Here is a 16,053-nt window from a genome sequence, read left to right as displayed (position 1 = left end):
ATCTACTCCTGATATTGTGCTTCGTGCTCTTTGATGACACGAGTGATTTCTGAGAAGAAGTTGTCGGCGTTAAATTTAACCAAATACCCTTCTCCGCCTGATTCTTGCATGACTTTTTCGCTCATAAATTCATTAGAAAGCGATGAATTAAAGATTATAGGTATGGTTTTAAAACGTTCATCTTCTTTAATACGTGCGGCAAAATGGAAGCCGTCCATTTGCGGCATTTCCACATCTGAAACAATGATTTTGAGTTGAGTTTTAATGTCATTTCCATACACTTGATAGAGTTCATTAAGTTTTTGCAAACCCTCAACCCCATCTTTTGCCTCAACGACTTGAAATCCCATTTTTTGAAGCATATCTTTTACTCTTCTTCGTGCGGTTAAGCTATCATCTAAGGTAAGAGCTATGCCACTGAATTTTTCTATATTTGAATATTCCACTTCGGTTTTTGGTGTATAAATTCCAAGATCTTCAACTACGCTTTCTAAGTCTAAGATGAGCAAAACTTCATCATTTTCTATACGAGTTACACCGGTTATCTTACCTTTATCAAGTGCTCCTGAACCCGTTGAAAAAGTGGCTGGTTCTATATCTTTCCAGTTAATTCGGCGAATTCTTTTGGCTTCATGCACGATAAAGCCGATAAGTATATTGCTAAACTCAGTGATAATAACTCTTGGTTTTAGCATAGAGTCTTTTGGCTCGGTGATTTGCATCCATTTTGCAAGATTGACGACCGGAATGACTACACCACGAAGATCAAAAATCCCCTCTATGTAATCAGGCACGCCCGGAAGTTCGGTAAGGGTTGGGATTTTGATGATTTCTCTTACTTTAGAGACATTTACACCATAAATTCCCTCATACACCTTATCTTGACCTTGCTTGAAAATACGAAAATCAACAAGCTCCATTTCGTTTGAACCCGTTTTTACGATATTTTCGTCAAACATTCTTATCCCTTTAATTTCTTTTCTTGAAATTTGACTTTCAAAGAGAATTCTACTACAAAAAAACTTCTCTCATATGCAAAACTTGCTAAATTTATATATTTTATTGTTTTTTCATTTAAGGTAAAGTTTTGATGATAGTGTCCTTCTATGATCAAATCCTTATTTTCTGGATAGCTCAATATTCTTTTGTAAGCTAAGTTTTTAAAGTCCTTGATAGTAAAAAAAAGATTTTTTTTATTTTGATTCTTAATGATTTTTTTATAAATGGCATTATGAAAAAGCATATCTAAAGCATTTAAGAAATAAAGCAAAACCTTATTTCTTAGACTTTTTAAAGCAAAAGCAAGCAAAGGGGATAAAAAAATATCGCCGTGTGCAAGATAGATGTATTCAATCTTATCAAACTCCACATTTTTTATATCCTCAAGCCTTTGATTTTGCCTTAAATTTGGTTCGTTATCAAATTCTTTATTTTGAATCTTTGAAAAAACAGCCTTTAAGGGCTGATCTTGAAGCTTAAAAATCCTTACTTTTTTAAAAAGTTTTTTAAGATTAAAATCATGATTGCCCTCTATATAAATAATCTCCATTGTTTCACAAAGTTCTTCAAGCAAAGCTATATAAGGCTTTGCAAAGTTATGTGTGGCTTTTACCTCACCGATTAAAAGATCAAAAATATCACCCATTAAGATCAGCTGAGGGCTTTGAATCTCACCCTTTTTTAAGGCTTGTAAAAAGTCCCAAAAACCTTTTCTTTGTTCGTTTTCATGAGCATCGGCTAAAAATATAGCACGATTTTGAATTTTGATGCATTCTTGCATAAGTTTAAAGCTTTAAAGCCTCATAAGCAATGCTTACTATCTCAAATTCACTCTCACCCTTTGGGAGTTTTACACGAAATTCATCACCTTCTTTTTTGCCTAGCATTGCCCTTGCAAGTGGCGAATTTATGGAGATATAACCCTTGTCAAGATCAGCTTCTGCTATGCCTACTATAGTGTATTTACTTTCTTTTTCTGTATCAATATCCATGATAACAACACTTGAACCAAATTTTACGCTTTCATGTTCATAAGAGCTTGGATCGATGATTTGTGCACGTGAGAGTAAATCGCTAAGTTCAGCTATCCTACCTTCTATAAAGGCTTGTTTTTCACGAGCAGCGTGATATTCGGCATTTTCTTTTAAATCCCCGTGAGATCGGGCTGTATCAATTTCTACCACAACAGCTGGACGTTGCTTATTTTTTAAGTCTTCAAGCTCAAGAGCAAGTTTTTCATAGCCTAATTTACTCATAGGTTCTTTTTGCATGATTATTCCTTCAATTTAAATCTAGGTGAATTTTACCTGAAATTCAAAACACAAATAAAAATTTAGCAAAATTTTTTAACAATTCATATTTTTTTGGCATAATCCATCAAAACACTTCTTTATAATAATTTAAAGAAGAAACTATGTTAAGACTAGGTTTAGCTGGCTTTGCAGGCTATAAATTCCTAAAAGAATACAAAAAGGGTAAAAGCATAAAATCCTTATCTTAAAAGCTTAGCTGAAATTTTAAATGCTTTTATGAGCAAACTAACTCAAATTTAAAAGGAGAAAACAATGTTTAAAATCTTTATCTTAAGAAGCGTTGCAGCTACTGCAACTGGATATGAAATTAAAAAAAATCATGAGGTTTTAAATGAGGATGATAGCACAGATTATGCAAGCAAAGAGTAAGGATAGTCAAAATGAAACTAAGCTTTTAAATATGATAAAAATCGTTATTGCGAGCTTAGTGAAGTAATCCACAAAATCAACGATATATCTTAAGCCTCATTAAGAATTTTTGCCACATTGAAAGCCGAGCCAAATTTCAAATACTTTCTTACAAAGGCTACTTTACTGAAAAAATTCGCATAATCAAAGCTTTCATAAGCTTTTAAAAGATTAGGCACATTCACTTCATCTTGCAAGAGCTCAGGATTTAAAGCATTTTGCCCACCAAAATCACAGATCAAATTTGCAAGCCCTATGTATTTAAGCTTCACAAAAAATTTGGCTATGAAAAAATCAATCCTTTTTGCCTTGTAAGCTAGCACAAAAGGTGTGCCAACAAGGGTAGCTTCAAGCGTAGCTGTGCCAGAACAAATAAAGGCAAAATCAGACTTTTTAAGCAAAGCTGGGGTATTGCTTTGTACTTCAAAGCCACTTATATCTCCATAAAGTTCAGGGATTTTATTAAAATTAAAGCTAGGTACGCATAGCACTTTTTTACCCTCAAATTTACTTGCAAGTTCTTTAAAAATAGGCATTAAACGCTTGATCTCGCTCTTTCTAGAACCGGGTAAAAAGGCGATGAGTTTTCCATGTTCTTTTTTAGCAAGTATCTCATTTTGCTCCTCTAAACTCTTATGCTCCTTAATCTCATCAAGCAAAGGATGCCCTACAAATACACTTTTGGTAAAAAACTGACTATCAAAAGGAAGTATTGAAGCTAAAATATCAAAATTTGCTTCTATAATAGGAATTCTCCCCTTCTTCCAAGCCCAAACCTGAGGCAGTATATAATAAACCTGTCTTGTTTTTAAGCCACTTTTTTTCAAAGCTTTAGCCAGTGGTATATTAAAAGCTGGAGAATCTATACAAAGCACAGCGTCAAGCTTACTCACCTTTTCAGTTTCAAGGCTCAAATTCGCAAGTTCTTTTATCGCCCTTTTAGCCTTAAAAATAAGAGGTAAAACCTCAACAAAGCCCATAGCAGAAAACTCATGAGAGCTATAAAGAGGCTTGTTTTTAAGCCCAAACTCCTCACACAAAACCTCATCAAAGATACCTAAAAGCTCAAAGTCCCCAAATTCTTGTTTAAAATTTCTTAAAACTTCTTTTAAATGTAGATTAGCTGAAGGCTCAAGTGCTGATACTAGGAAGGTTTTCATAAATTAACTCCAAAATATACAACTTAAATGTAAATTAAGTTCTTAACTATAGCTTAATATTTATCAATATACACTTTTAAATCAAGTTTGTTTCATTATTATTTTCTTGATTTTAAAGATTTCTGTTTTTGTTTAAGAAGTTTTTAAATTTATGATATGAACCCACTTGCAAGAACCTTGTCTTTATCATAAAAAACAGCCATTTGTCCGCTTGCAAGCCCATATACTTCTTCTTTAAGTTTTATTTTTGCACTACCATCATCTGCTATCTTTACCACACACGGCGTGGCTTTACTTCGGTAGCGGATTTTTACTTCACAATCAAGCTCTTTTGCATCTAAGAAAAGATTGATTTTATCAAGCTCAAATTCCTTGACTTTAAGCTCTTCTTTCTTGCCGACTACGATTTGATTTTTATCCGCGTTGATTTTTAAGACAAAATGTGGCTCATGTGCTCCCTTTACTTCAAAACCGCGTCTTTTGCCTATAGTATAGTGCATATAGCCATCATGCTTGCCTACAACTTTGCCGCTACTATCAAGCACTTCACCGGAAATTTTTGTATTCATAAACTGCTCTAAAACCTGCACATAAGTATCCTCAACAAAGCAAATTTCAGCACTTTCTTTTTGTGTCGCAAAGCTTTGAAGTTCTTTTATACTTGCTGCGTAAGCTTTAACTTGCTCTTTTCTTTGCTCTCCTAAAGGAAAGATGAGATAAGGTAGAGCATTTTTATCAGCTGAGGCGAGAAAGTAACTTTGATCTTTGCTTTCATCAACTGCAACTTTTATAAAACCATCTTCAATACGTGCATAATGTCCTGTAGCAAGTTTTTCACAGCCTAAACTTTTTGCAAATTCTAAAAGCTTACCAAGCTTGATAAAGCGGTTACACCATGCACAAGGATTGGGTGTTTTACCTTCTTTGTAGGTATTTACAAAGGGCATATACACAGCCTTTTTAAAGTCTTCTTGCAAGTCTAAAATGTGGTGTTTTATACCTAAAAATTTCGCTACTCTTTCAACTTTGGCGATATTTTCTTCATGGTAACCGGGCTTGCCGTGTAATTTCATATAACACCCCTGAACCTCATGCCCTTGTTTAAGAAGTGTGTAAGCGGTTATGGTGCTATCAACTCCTCCGCTCATAGCGACTAAAATTTTCATCATTTTCCTTTAGTTTTTTGATAATCAAATCCAAGTCGTCAAGTATCTCATACTGAAAAATATCATCATTTGAAATCATTTCGTTTTTAAGTAAAGAATGCTTGACAAACTCATCAAAACCCTGCCAAAATTCTTTCCCAACAACAAAAATAGGAACCTCTTTAAAACCAAGTTGCTTTAAGGTTAGCACTTCAAGAAGTTCATCAAGTGTTCCATAGCCGCCGGGGAAGATCACAAAAGCAATGCTCTTTTCAATAAGAGCCATTTTGCGAATGGCTAAGCTTTTAAAAGTCATATTATATCCTAAAAAGTCGTTTAACTTTTGCTCAAATGGTAAAAAAATGTTAAAACCTATGGATTTTTCGCCCTCTAAGCCAAGTTTAGTCTTAGCATAAAACGCCCCTTCATTAGCACCCATCATAATGCCTCCACCGCCACCTGTAATGACACTAAAACCCTCTTCAACGCACTTGAAAGCTAAATTTTTAGCCTGCTCGTAGTAAAAACTGCCTTTTTTTAGACGCGCTGAACCAAAGAAAGTTATGGGCTTGTGAAGCTTTATGATAGAGTTGAATTGCTCTAAATCATCATTGATATAATTTGTCATTTTTTACCTCTTGCGTTAAAAAAATAAGCATTGATTGTAGCTAAAAATTTATAAAAAATCATTAAAGGGCTTTTTGAATTTTAAAATAAAAGCTTATAAGTTAAGAAAACAAATCTTAAGTTTTAATTGTTTGATATTTATTCATAAGTTATTTTTTAAGTTTAATTGTCTATAATCTATATTTTAAATTTTCCAAAATAAAGGCGATAAATAATGCTTTGGGCGGTATTTAGGGCAAATTCAAGAATCATAAAAACTATTTTTGAGTTCTATAAACAAGGTTTTGCAAACCTTACTCTTGGAAAAATTTTGTGGAAAATCATTTTTATCAAGCTTTTTGTTATCTTTTTTGTCTTTGAAATGTTTGTTTTTGATGATAACCTCAAAGCTTTGTATAAAAGCGATGAGGAAAAAACGCATTTTGTGCTTAAAAATTTACTGCAAGAGGAGTAGTGATGGCTGAATTATCAAGTGTGGATTGGAGTAGGGCTCAGTTTGCCCTCACTGCTTTATATCATTTCATCTTTGTACCTTTAACTTTGGGGCTAAGTTTTATTTTAGCGATTATGGAGACTATTTATGTTAAGACAAATGATGAAAAGTGGAAAAAAATCACTCAATTTTGGATGGCTTTATTTGCCATAAATTTTGCCATAGGTGTGGCTACTGGAATTATCATGGAATTTGAGTTTGGAACGAATTGGGCAAATTATAGTTGGTTTGTGGGTGATATTTTTGGTGCACCTTTGGCAGTTGAAGGCATAATGGCGTTTTTCTTAGAGGCGACTTTTTTTGCGGTGATGTTTTTTGGCTGGAACAAGGTTTCAAAAGGCTTTCACTTGCTTTCTACTTGGTGTGTTGCTATAGGTTCAAATTTATCAGCCTTTTGGATACTTGTGGCAAATGGCTGGATGCAATACCCTGTAGGTATGGCTTTTAATCCAGATACTGCAAGAAATGAAATGCAAAATTTCTTTGAAGTGGCTTTAAGTCCAGTTGCCATAGCTAAGTTTTTACACACCATAGGTAGTGGTTTTGTTATAGCTGCTTTATTTGTTATGGGTATTTCTGCGTGGTTTTTGCTTAAAAAACGTTTTATAAGCGAGGCTAAAAAAAGCCTTGTAGTAGGGGCTAGTTTTGGTTTTATTTGTTCGATTTTCCTCTTTTTTAGTGGTGATGAGAGTGCGTATAGGGTGACTCAAACTCAGCCTATGAAGCTTGCAGCTATGGAAGGCATTTATAAGGGCGAGCATAGAGCTGGACTTGTGCCTTTTGGGATTTTAAATCCAAACAAAACACTGGGTGATAATGAAAATGTCTTTTTATTTGACTTAGAAATTCCTTATGCACTTTCGATCTTAGGCAATCGCGATCCAAATTCTTTTGTGCCGGGCATTGAGGATTTAATTTATGGCAATACTGAAAAAGGCGTGGTGCCTATGCAAGAACGAATTGACAAAGGCAAGCTTGCTTTAAATGCTCTTAAAAACTATCAGCTTGCTAAAGAAAATAACGATACAAGAACTATGAGCGAGCATAGAGGCATTTTAGAAAGCAATTTTAAAGACTTTGGCTATGGGTATTTTAATGATGTTAAAGAACTTGTGCCTCCTGTTGCACTTATCTTTTATAGTTTTCACCTAATGGTAGCTTTAGGAAGCTTATTTTTCGTGCTTTTTATCGTGGTGCTTTATCTTTCAATGGCAAACAATATAGAAAAATTCCGCAAGATTTTATGGGTTTGCGTGTTTTTTGTCCCGCTTGGTTTTGTTGCAGCTGAGGCTGGCTGGATAGTCGCTGAAGTAGGACGCCAGCCTTGGGCTATACAAGATCTCATGCCAGTAGGCATTGCGGCTACAAATTTAGGTGCTGTGAATGTGCAAATTTCTTTTTGGCTTTTTGCTGTGCTTTTCACAGCCTTACTTGTGGCTGAACTTAAGATTATGCTTACTTATACCAAAAAGGGGTTTTAAATGTTTTTTGGCTTAGAACTTAGCGGACTTCAAATTTATTGGTGGCTTATAGTAAGCTTGCTTGGTGGGTTTTTGGTGTTTATGTTTTTTGTGCAAGGTGGGCAAACTTTAATTGATACTTTATCAAAAAATGAGCTTGACAAAACTATGCTTGTTAATTCCTTAGGGCGTAAATGGGAGCTTGGTTTTACCACCTTAGTGCTTTTTGGTGGGACGTGTTTTGCAGCCTTTCCGCTTTTTTATAGCACGAGTTTTGGTGGAGCGTATTGGGCTTGGCTGGCGATTTTGTTTTGCTTTATACTCCAAGCTGTATCTTATGAATACCGCAAAAAAGAAGGTAATGTCTATGGCTCAAAAACTTATGAAATTTTTCTTAAAATCAATGGTTTTTTAGGCGTTTTTCTCATAGGCATAGCCCTTTCTAGCTTTTATAGTGGCTCACATTTTAGCTTAAATGAACATAATTTCGTGCAGTGGCAAAGCCATTTTAGAGGACTTGAATTGCTTTTAAATCCTTATAATTATCTCTTAGCTCTAGCTTTGGTGTTTTTAAGTAGGGTTTTAGGGGCAAGTTATTTTATGAATAATATCTTAGATGAAGAACTTAAACTTAGAGCAAGTAAGGCTGTGCTTATGAATGCCTTGCCTTTTTTGCTTTTTTTCGTGGTTTTTTTAGGCTGGATTTTTACTAAAGATGCCTTTTTTATGGCTGAAAATGGCGAGATTGTGATGAAGCCTTTTGGGTATTTTTTAAGTTTTATATCTTGTTATGGGTTTTTTGCAATTTTGTTCTTAATAGGACTTGTTTTTGTAGTGCTTGGACTTTGGCTTAATATCTTTATCAAAGCAAGATGTGGGGTATGGAATTTAGGTATAGGCGTGGTTTTAGTTGTCTTTGCCCTTTTAGCTAGCCTTGGAGTGCAAAATGCTTTTTATCCGTCCTTAAGCGAGCTTCAAAGCTCACTAAGCATTAAAAATGCAAGTTCAAGTTATTATACACTAAGCGTTATGGCTTATGTATCCTTGCTTGTGCCTTTTGTGTTAGCTTATATCTTTTATGTGTGGCGTGCTATGGATAGGGTAAAAATCACAAAAGAAGAAATAGCAAACGATCATCATACTTACTGAAAGGAAAAATTATGGAAGGCTTATTTTTACTAGCTTGGCCCCTTGTAATATATTTGAGTTATAAATTCATAAGGCTCAATTTAAATCAACTTGATAAGATAGAAAAACTTGAAAGGCTTGAAAAAGAAAAAGAGGTTTAAAAATATCTATTTTCAAGCTTTGACTCAAGGCTTGAATTTTGATATTTGATCAATTTATACAATTTAAGCTTTACTTACTATAGAGTTTAAATTTTTAATTTTAATTTCAATAAGATAAAAAATTATGCTATAGTAAAACAGCTTCATTATTTTTACATTTTAAGTTAAGGTTGAATTTTGGATAGAGAAGAAGAATTAGCTTATTTAAAGAAACAAGATTCTTGGGAGGTGCTGGTTATAGGCGGTGGTGCTACAGGACTTGCTTTAGCCTTAGATTCTGCAAGCAGAGGATATAAAACCTTGCTTTTAGAAGCTTATGATTTTACTAAAGGCACTTCATCTCGTTCTACGAAATTACTTCACGGAGGTGTGAGGTATTTAGAACAAGGCAATTTTTCTTTGGTTTATGAGGCTTTACACGAGAGGAATTACCTTTTTCTCAATGCTCCTTGGCTTTGCAAAAAACAAGGTTTTATCATCAGCACTCCTGGTTATTTTCAAAATTGGTATTATTATTTGGGTTTGAAATTTTATGATTTATTGGCAGGAAAATTAAATATCGGCAAGAGTAAAAAACTCTCTAAAAATGAAATCCAAACAAAATTAAAAGGTTTAAAAACTCAAAAAATTCAAAATGGGATTTGTTATTATGATGGAAGTTTTGACGATGCTAGAATGGGGATAAGTTTAGCAAAAACCGCTCATTTTTATAAGGCTTGTTTGCTTAATTATATGGAAGTTCAGGATTTTCTTAGAGATGAAAAAAATCAAATCGCTGGTGTAAAAGCGTATGATAAAATTAATCATCAAGCTTTTAAAATCAAAGCCAAATGTGTGATTAACGCCACAGGAGTGTTTAGCGATTCTATTACTCAAATGGACGGAATGCACGCTAGTATCACTCCAAGTCAAGGGGTTCATTTGGTGGTGGATAAAAGATTTTTTCCAAATGAAGAGGCTTTATTAGTGCCTAAAACTTCTGATGGTAGAGTTTTATTTATCATTCCTTGGTATGAAAAAGTGTTGCTTGGAACAACAGATACCTTAATAAAAGAGGTAAGTTACGAGCCTAAAGCCTTAAAAGAGGAGATTGATTTTATTCTTCAAACAGCAAATAAATATTTAGAAAAAGAACTTTCAAAAGAAGATATCCTTAGCGTTTTTGTGGGATTAAGACCTTTAATTTCAAAGCAAAATCAAAACACCAAAGAATTATCAAGAAGCCATAAAATCGAGCTTTCTCCAAATAAACTTCTTTCAATTAATGGTGGAAAATGGACTACTTGTAGGATTATGGCAGAAGAAACTTTAAATTTTGCTATAAAAAATAAGCTTTTAGAGCCTAAAATTTGTCAAAGTAAGCATTTAAAGCATTATGGCTATGATGAAAACATAGATTCTTCACAAAGATTAAAAATTTATGGCTTGGATTCTTTAGAGCTTAGAAAGCTTGAAAAAACAGAGCTTGGAAAAAGGATACACCCAAATTATCCTTTTACCTATGCTCAAGTTTTTTGGGCTTTAAAATATGAAATGGCACAAAATATAGAAGATGTTTTAGCCAGACGCATACGCTTGCTTTTTATTGATGCAAAGGCTTGCGAGGAATGTGCTGATGAGGTGAGTGAATTTATTGCTCAATATTTTAATCACGACAAAAAAAGAAGTGAAAAAGAAAAGCAAGAATTTATCCAACTGACCAAACAATATCAAATAAAGGATTAAACAATAAAATAAATGGTTTCACCAAGGCACTTTTAAGCACATTTATTTTGATGGATAAGTTTATCAGAGTGAAGCGTTTATGCTTAATCTTGATGAAAATGCTAAGATCAATTCAGACTTAATATCTATTTGATGAAAAAACTTCGTTTGATTTTATTCATCTTTTATATTTCTTTTGCTCGTTTAAGCGTTCTTATTTGCTTTAAAATATGATTTTAATATTTTTTTCTTTGAAAGAGTTTAAATTTCATTAATTGTTACTCTTTGAAATAAATTCAGATTTTTTTTAATTTTGTTTTTTGTATTTTTGAGTTTTTTTATAAAAAATCAGCTAAAGTTATGTAACTTGTAATTTTATTAAGGAGATTTCAAATGCTTCATTTTCTAAAACCTGCTAAACACATTGAAAGGCTTGAAAATTCTCAAATTGATACTACTTACAAGAGATTAAGAATTCAAGTGTATTTAGCAATTTTTATAGGGTATGCTGCTTTTTATTTAACAAGAAAAGTTTTTACTTTAGTTATGCCTGAATTAGAAAAACAAGGTTTTGATAAAGGTAGTTTAGGGATAGTTTTGGGTGCAGTTTCAATTTCTTATGGCCTATCCAAATTCTTAATGGGAAATGTTTCAGATAGAAGCAACTCAAGATATTTTCTTGCAAATGGATTGTTTTTAACAGCTTTAATTGCGGTTATTTTTGGAATTATTCCTTATTCAAGTATGAGTATATCGACAGCCATAGTCGTTATGTTTATTTTAATGTTTTTAAATGGTTGGTTTCAAGGTATGGGTTGGCCTCCTTGTGGTAGGGCTATGGTGCATTGGTGGTCATCTAAAGAAAGAGGGGCTGTAGTTTCAACTTGGAACTGTGCTCACAATGTAGGAGGAGGATTAGCTGGAAATATAGCAGTTTGGGCTTTTGGATATTTTAATCAATGGCAGGCTATGCTTTATGTTCCTGCTGGTATAGTTGTAGGTGTGGCTATTTTTGTTATTTTGGTGATGAGAGACACTCCGCAATCTTGTGGTTTGCCACCTATTGAAGAATATAAAAATGACTATCCAAAAGATTATTCAGATAAAAATGAAATTGAACTTAAGGCTAAAGAAATTTTTACAAAATATATTTTACCTAATAAATTTCTTTGGTATATCGCCATAGCGAATGCTTTTGTATATTTTATAAGATATGGTGCACTTGATTGGGCTCCGAGTTATCTCTCCCAAGTAAAACATTTTGAGCTTAATTCTATGGGTTGGGCTTATGCTTTGTATGAATACGCCGCAATCCCTGGAACTATACTTTGTGGAATCATTTCAGATAAAATTTTTAAAGGAAGAAGAACTGAAACAGGGATTATTTTCATGGTTTTAACCCTAATTTTACTTGTGATTTATTGGAAACTTCCAGATAATACTTCTGAATTTGTAATCACACTTGTGCTTACTGGAATTGGCTTTTTAATTTATGGTCCAGTTATGCTTATAGGTCTTCATGCCTTAGAGATTGCACCTAAAAAAGCAGCTGGAACTTCTGCTGGTTTTACGGGTTTATTTGGTTATTTAGGCGGTTCTACTCTTGCGGGTATGCTTTTAGGTTATGTAATTGAGTATAGTGGTTGGGATATGTATTTTATATTGCTTATAGCTTCATCGTTTTTGAGCATATTTTTTATAGCTTTAACTTATACACGTAAAAAGGATTGATTTTAAATTTTATAAGTTTGTGTTTTTTGTAAGGTAAAAACCATTTAGACTATAGTCAAAAAGAGTGGATGAATTTGTTATTTCATATTTTAATCACGATAAAAGAAGAAGTAAAAAAAATAAGAATTAATCAAATTTGTTAAACAATACCAAATAAAGGATTGAATGATGAAATATTTAATGGCTTTAGATCAAGGAACTACCTCTTCAAGGACGATTATCTTTGATAAACAAGGACGCATTGTATCAAGTGCACAAAAGTCTTTTACTCAATATTTTCCGCAATCTGGCTGGGTAGAGCACGATCCAAAAGAGCTTTGGAGCTCGCAAATTTCCACACTCACCGAGGCTTTAGCTAAGGCAAATTTAAATGCAAAAGATATAGCTGCTTTAGGCATTACAAATCAAAGAGAAACTTGTATTGTTTGGGACAAAGAAAGTGGCGAGCCTTTATACAATGCTATTGTATGGCAAGATAGACGAACGGCTGATTATTGTGAGCAAATTAAAAAAGATAAAGCGGAATGGATTTTTAAAAAAACTGGGCTTGTGGTTGATGCGTATTTTTCTGCTACAAAGCTTAAATGGATTTTGGATCATGTAAGCGGAGCTAGGGAGAAAGCAAATAAAAATCAGTTGTGTTTTGGAACAGTGGATACTTTTTTAATCTATCATCTTACAAAAGGCAAGGTTCATATTACTGATGTGAGCAATGCAAGCAGAACTATGCTTTATAATATCCAAAGCCTAGAATGGGACACTGAATTGCTTGAATTTTTTGATATTCCTTTAAATATACTTCCTGAAGTTAAATCCTCAAGCGAAATTTATGGCTACACTGCCAAAAGATGGGTGGATACTGAAATTGCCATTGCAGGAGTTGCAGGAGACCAACAAGCCGCACTTTTTGGACAAATGTGTATCCAAAAGGGTATGATGAAAAATACTTATGGAACAGGTTGTTTTTTGCTTATGAATACAGGAAATTCCATTGTTTATAGCCAAAATAAGCTTTTAAGTACCATAGCGTGGCAAATAAAAAATCAAACCACTTATGCCTTAGAAGGTTCTGTATTTATCGGTGGAGCAGCCGTGCAGTGGTTAAGAGATGGGATAAAGATGATTCGAACTTCTGAAGAAATTAATAACTTAGCTGCTTCAGTGCAAGATAATGCAGGGGTGTATTTTGTCCCCGCTTTTACAGGACTTGGAGCACCTTATTGGAATCAATATGCTAGAGGAGCGATTTTTGGTATCTCTCGTGGAACTACACAAGGACATATTGCAAGAGCTATTTTGGAGGGCATTGCCTTTCAAGTTTATGATATTGCTAAGGAAATGGAAAAAGATTTAGGAGAGGCTTGTAAGGAAATTCGCGTCGATGGTGGGGCGAGTGCGAGTGATTATTTGATGCAAATTCAAGCGAATTTATTTGGGTTTGAAATCAAAAGACCTAAGATTATAGAAACGACAGCCTTAGGAGCAGGATATCTTGCAGGGCTTGGCGTGGGGTATTATGAAGATATTGATGCAATTTTATCTCAATGGCAAATGGATAAAAGTTTTAAACCAAATTTAGATGCAAAAGAAATTAAGAATATGCTTGATTATTGGCACAAGGCTGTACAAAGAACTTTAAATTGGATGGAGTAGAGAAGATGGGAATTTTTACAGCTGAACTCATTGCAACTGCTTTGATGATACTTTTGGGAAATGGAGTTGTAGCCTCTTGTTTGCTCAAAAACACTAAATGTGATTTTGGTGGGGCTGCTCAATGGTTAGTGATTACTACAGGTTGGGGATTTGCAGTTTTTGTAGGTGTAGTGGTTGCTTCAAATGTAAGCGGGGCTCATCTTAACCCAGCTGTTACCTTAGGCTTAGCCCTTGCGGGTAAAATTTCTTGGAACTTAGTTCCTATTTATATTGTAGGAGAATTTATTGGAGCTTGTTTAGGGGCATTTCTTGTTTATCTTTTTTATAAAGAGCATTTTAAAATCACTGAAGATGAGAGTTTAAAAAGGGCTTGTTTTTGCACTGAACCTGCGATAAGAAATTATTTTTCAAATTTTTTCAGTGAATTTTTAGCAACCTTTGTTTTAATCTTTGTAATTTTGTATATTAGCGGTGCAAGTATAACTTTGCCTAACGAGACTAACGCTCAAATCGGCTTAGGAAGTTTAGGAGCGTTGCCTGTTGCAATCTTAGTTTGGGCTATAGGCTTATCTCTTGGCTCTACAACGGGTTATGCAATCAATCCTTTTAGAGACTTAGCTCCAAGACTTGTTTTATCAATTTTACCTTTAAAAACCAAATCCGATTGGAAATATGCTCCAGTTCCTATTTTAGGACCTATTTTAGGAGCAGCTTTTGCAGCTTTTATCTATCTTATCACAAAATCTTGATTAAGAAACATTGCAAGAATTAATCTTGCAATGTTTTAATATTCTATATTAAAATGCTGATTTTATGATAAATTCAGCACAAGAAACAAGGCTAAGTTCGTTGAGTTAAACCCTTTTTAAAGGTGGCAAAAACCACCTTAAATTCTTAATTTTTAGTGTAAAGCTTCATTTAGTTTTACAGCTTTTTTGTTTAAAGCCACTACGATCTGTCCAGTTTGAGAGTTCATTCTAAAATGAAGCCCATTAAGATTGGCTAGTTCTAAGCCTTTGTAAAGTTCTTTGTCAAAGCTAAAATTTGGGTTGAGTTTGGCAAGCTCATTTTTATCTTTTAGGGCGATTTTTGTGCCTTCAAGCACGGCTATACCAGCATCGACTATGCAATTATCCCCCAAAGGTATGCCTGTAACTGAGTTTGCTCCAAGTAAGCATGCTTTTCCTATGCTGATAGCATTGCCACTTGTGCCACTTAAAACGCCTAGTATAGACGCTCCACCGCCTACATCAGAGCCTTCACCCACAACTACGCTTGAGCTAATGCGTCCTTCAACCATGCACGCTCCTGTGGTGCCAGCATTAAAATTCACATAAGCAGCTCCGGGCATAATAGTCGTGCCAGCTGCTAAAGCTGCTCCCATTCGCACTTTGGCTGTGTCAAGCACTCTGGTATTATCCTCTGGCACGATATGAGCTAAAAATCTTGGAAACTTATCCACAAAATCGATCTTTGGATAAGTTTTAGAAAATTTAAGCTCAAGTTCATTTTTACGCAAATACCCAAGTTCTATAGGCTTATCATTGCTCCACGCTACATTAGGTAAAAGTCCAAAAGCTCCGTTTAAATTCAAGCTTCTTAAGGGAGCTTTTCTGCCCGAAAGCAAATAAAGCTTTAAATACACGCTTTCAACACTGCGAGGCTCTTTATCCTCAAACAAGCATACAAAAGCAAATTCATTGGGCTTAAAATGCTTTTTTGCAGCTTTGAGCACATCTATATTTAAATGTCCTTCCTCGTCCTTAAAAGGTTCAAAGCAAGCTAAGGCAAAGTCAATATCCTTTTCCTCAAGCACACCTACAAATTCACTTGAGCTAAAGTCTATTTCTTGTCCTTTTTGCATAAAGCTTTCAAGTAAAACCGCAGCCGAGCCGTAGTTTTGCTCAAAATTTACATGTGCAAAGCGAGCTTGCAAGGTTTTTTCAGTATTAAGCTGTCCTTTATCAAGCACGGCTATACCAAAGGCTATAGGCTTTTTATAAGCTTTTTTTTGTTCGATTTGTTTTACGAATTGTAAAAAATCTTCTTTTGTTTTAATATCCATGATTTT

General features: G+C 34.2%; 15 protein-coding genes. 8 read left to right on the top strand and 7 right to left on the bottom strand.

The features are described from left to right. Window positions 1-2 precede the first annotated feature (2 nt). The 6 genes from DMB91_RS06940 to DMB91_RS06915 form a co-directional block, all read right to left on the bottom strand. Window positions 3-959 (bottom strand): chemotaxis protein, encoded by a 957-nt coding sequence (locus DMB91_RS06940; RefSeq protein ID WP_034903311.1) that lies wholly within the window; start codon window positions 957-959, stop codon window positions 3-5. A gap of 2 nt (window positions 960-961) precedes the next feature. Beyond that, window positions 962-1,780: a metallophosphoesterase gene (locus tag DMB91_RS06935; RefSeq protein ID WP_221886029.1), complete on the bottom strand. Its 819-nt coding sequence runs from the start codon at window positions 1,778-1,780 to the stop codon at window positions 962-964. Window positions 1,781-1,784: 4 nt separating this feature from the next. Continuing rightward, window positions 1,785-2,270: a transcription elongation factor GreA gene (gene greA, locus DMB91_RS06930; RefSeq protein ID WP_034903313.1), complete on the bottom strand. Its 486-nt coding sequence runs from the start codon at window positions 2,268-2,270 to the stop codon at window positions 1,785-1,787. 500 nt (window positions 2,271-2,770) lie between these two features. Further along, the gene (gene lpxB / locus DMB91_RS06925; RefSeq protein WP_034903316.1) at window positions 2,771-3,880 is read right to left on the bottom strand and encodes a lipid-A-disaccharide synthase; all 1,110 of its coding nucleotides are present in this window, start codon (window positions 3,878-3,880) and stop codon (window positions 2,771-2,773) included. 149 nt (window positions 3,881-4,029) lie between these two features. Continuing rightward, window positions 4,030-5,046, bottom strand: coding sequence for a tRNA 2-thiouridine(34) synthase MnmA (gene mnmA, locus DMB91_RS06920; RefSeq protein WP_034903319.1), 1,017 nt, complete (start codon window positions 5,044-5,046; stop codon window positions 4,030-4,032). Continuing rightward, window positions 5,012-5,653 (bottom strand): TIGR00730 family Rossman fold protein, encoded by a 642-nt coding sequence (locus tag DMB91_RS06915; protein WP_034903322.1) that lies wholly within the window; start codon window positions 5,651-5,653, stop codon window positions 5,012-5,014. The genes mnmA and DMB91_RS06915 overlap by 35 nt, the downstream gene beginning before the upstream one ends. 213 nt (window positions 5,654-5,866) lie before the next feature. On the opposite strand from DMB91_RS06915, the gene DMB91_RS06910 reads away from it, so the two are divergent. The 8 genes from DMB91_RS06910 (at window position 5,867) to DMB91_RS06880 (ending at window position 14,731) form a co-directional block, all read left to right on the top strand. Next, window positions 5,867-6,106, top strand: coding sequence for a DUF4492 domain-containing protein (locus DMB91_RS06910; RefSeq protein ID WP_052043161.1), 240 nt, complete (start codon window positions 5,867-5,869; stop codon window positions 6,104-6,106). A gap of 2 nt (window positions 6,107-6,108) precedes the next feature. Beyond that, entirely contained in the window at window positions 6,109-7,626 is a 1,518-nt protein-coding gene (locus DMB91_RS06905; RefSeq protein WP_034903324.1) for a cytochrome ubiquinol oxidase subunit I, read from the top strand. Continuing rightward, entirely contained in the window at window positions 7,627-8,754 is a 1,128-nt protein-coding gene (locus DMB91_RS06900) for a cytochrome d ubiquinol oxidase subunit II (RefSeq protein ID WP_034903328.1), read from the top strand. 11 nt (window positions 8,755-8,765) lie between these two features. Then, a complete protein-coding gene (locus DMB91_RS09140; RefSeq protein ID WP_260604885.1) occupies window positions 8,766-8,894 on the top strand; it encodes a hypothetical protein in 129 nt (42 codons plus the stop codon). Between the two features lie 177 nt (window positions 8,895-9,071). Then, on the top strand, window positions 9,072-10,619 hold the full coding sequence (locus DMB91_RS06895) for a glycerol-3-phosphate dehydrogenase/oxidase (RefSeq protein WP_034903502.1): 1,548 nt from the start codon (window positions 9,072-9,074) through the stop codon (window positions 10,617-10,619). A 372-nt stretch (window positions 10,620-10,991) separates the two neighbouring features. After that, entirely contained in the window at window positions 10,992-12,329 is a 1,338-nt protein-coding gene (glpT, locus tag DMB91_RS06890; RefSeq protein ID WP_034903332.1) for a glycerol-3-phosphate transporter, read from the top strand. Window positions 12,330-12,494: 165 nt separating this feature from the next. Beyond that, window positions 12,495-13,982: a glycerol kinase GlpK gene (glpK, locus tag DMB91_RS06885; RefSeq protein WP_034903335.1), complete on the top strand. Its 1,488-nt coding sequence runs from the start codon at window positions 12,495-12,497 to the stop codon at window positions 13,980-13,982. A 5-nt stretch (window positions 13,983-13,987) separates the two neighbouring features. Continuing rightward, window positions 13,988-14,731, top strand: coding sequence for an MIP/aquaporin family protein (locus DMB91_RS06880; RefSeq protein ID WP_034903338.1), 744 nt, complete (start codon window positions 13,988-13,990; stop codon window positions 14,729-14,731). Between the two features lie 152 nt (window positions 14,732-14,883). Here the strand turns inward: DMB91_RS06880 and DMB91_RS06875 are convergent, their stop codons facing one another. Further along, entirely contained in the window at window positions 14,884-16,047 is a 1,164-nt protein-coding gene (locus DMB91_RS06875; protein WP_034903341.1) for a tetrahydrodipicolinate N-succinyltransferase N-terminal domain-containing protein, read from the bottom strand. Window positions 16,048-16,053: the final 6 nt, after the last annotated feature.

This window comes from Campylobacter sp. MIT 97-5078 (assembly GCF_006864455.1).
Lineage (GTDB): Bacteria > Campylobacterota > Campylobacteria > Campylobacterales > Campylobacteraceae > Campylobacter_D.
This window is presented reverse-complemented; position numbering and strand designations above follow the sequence as displayed.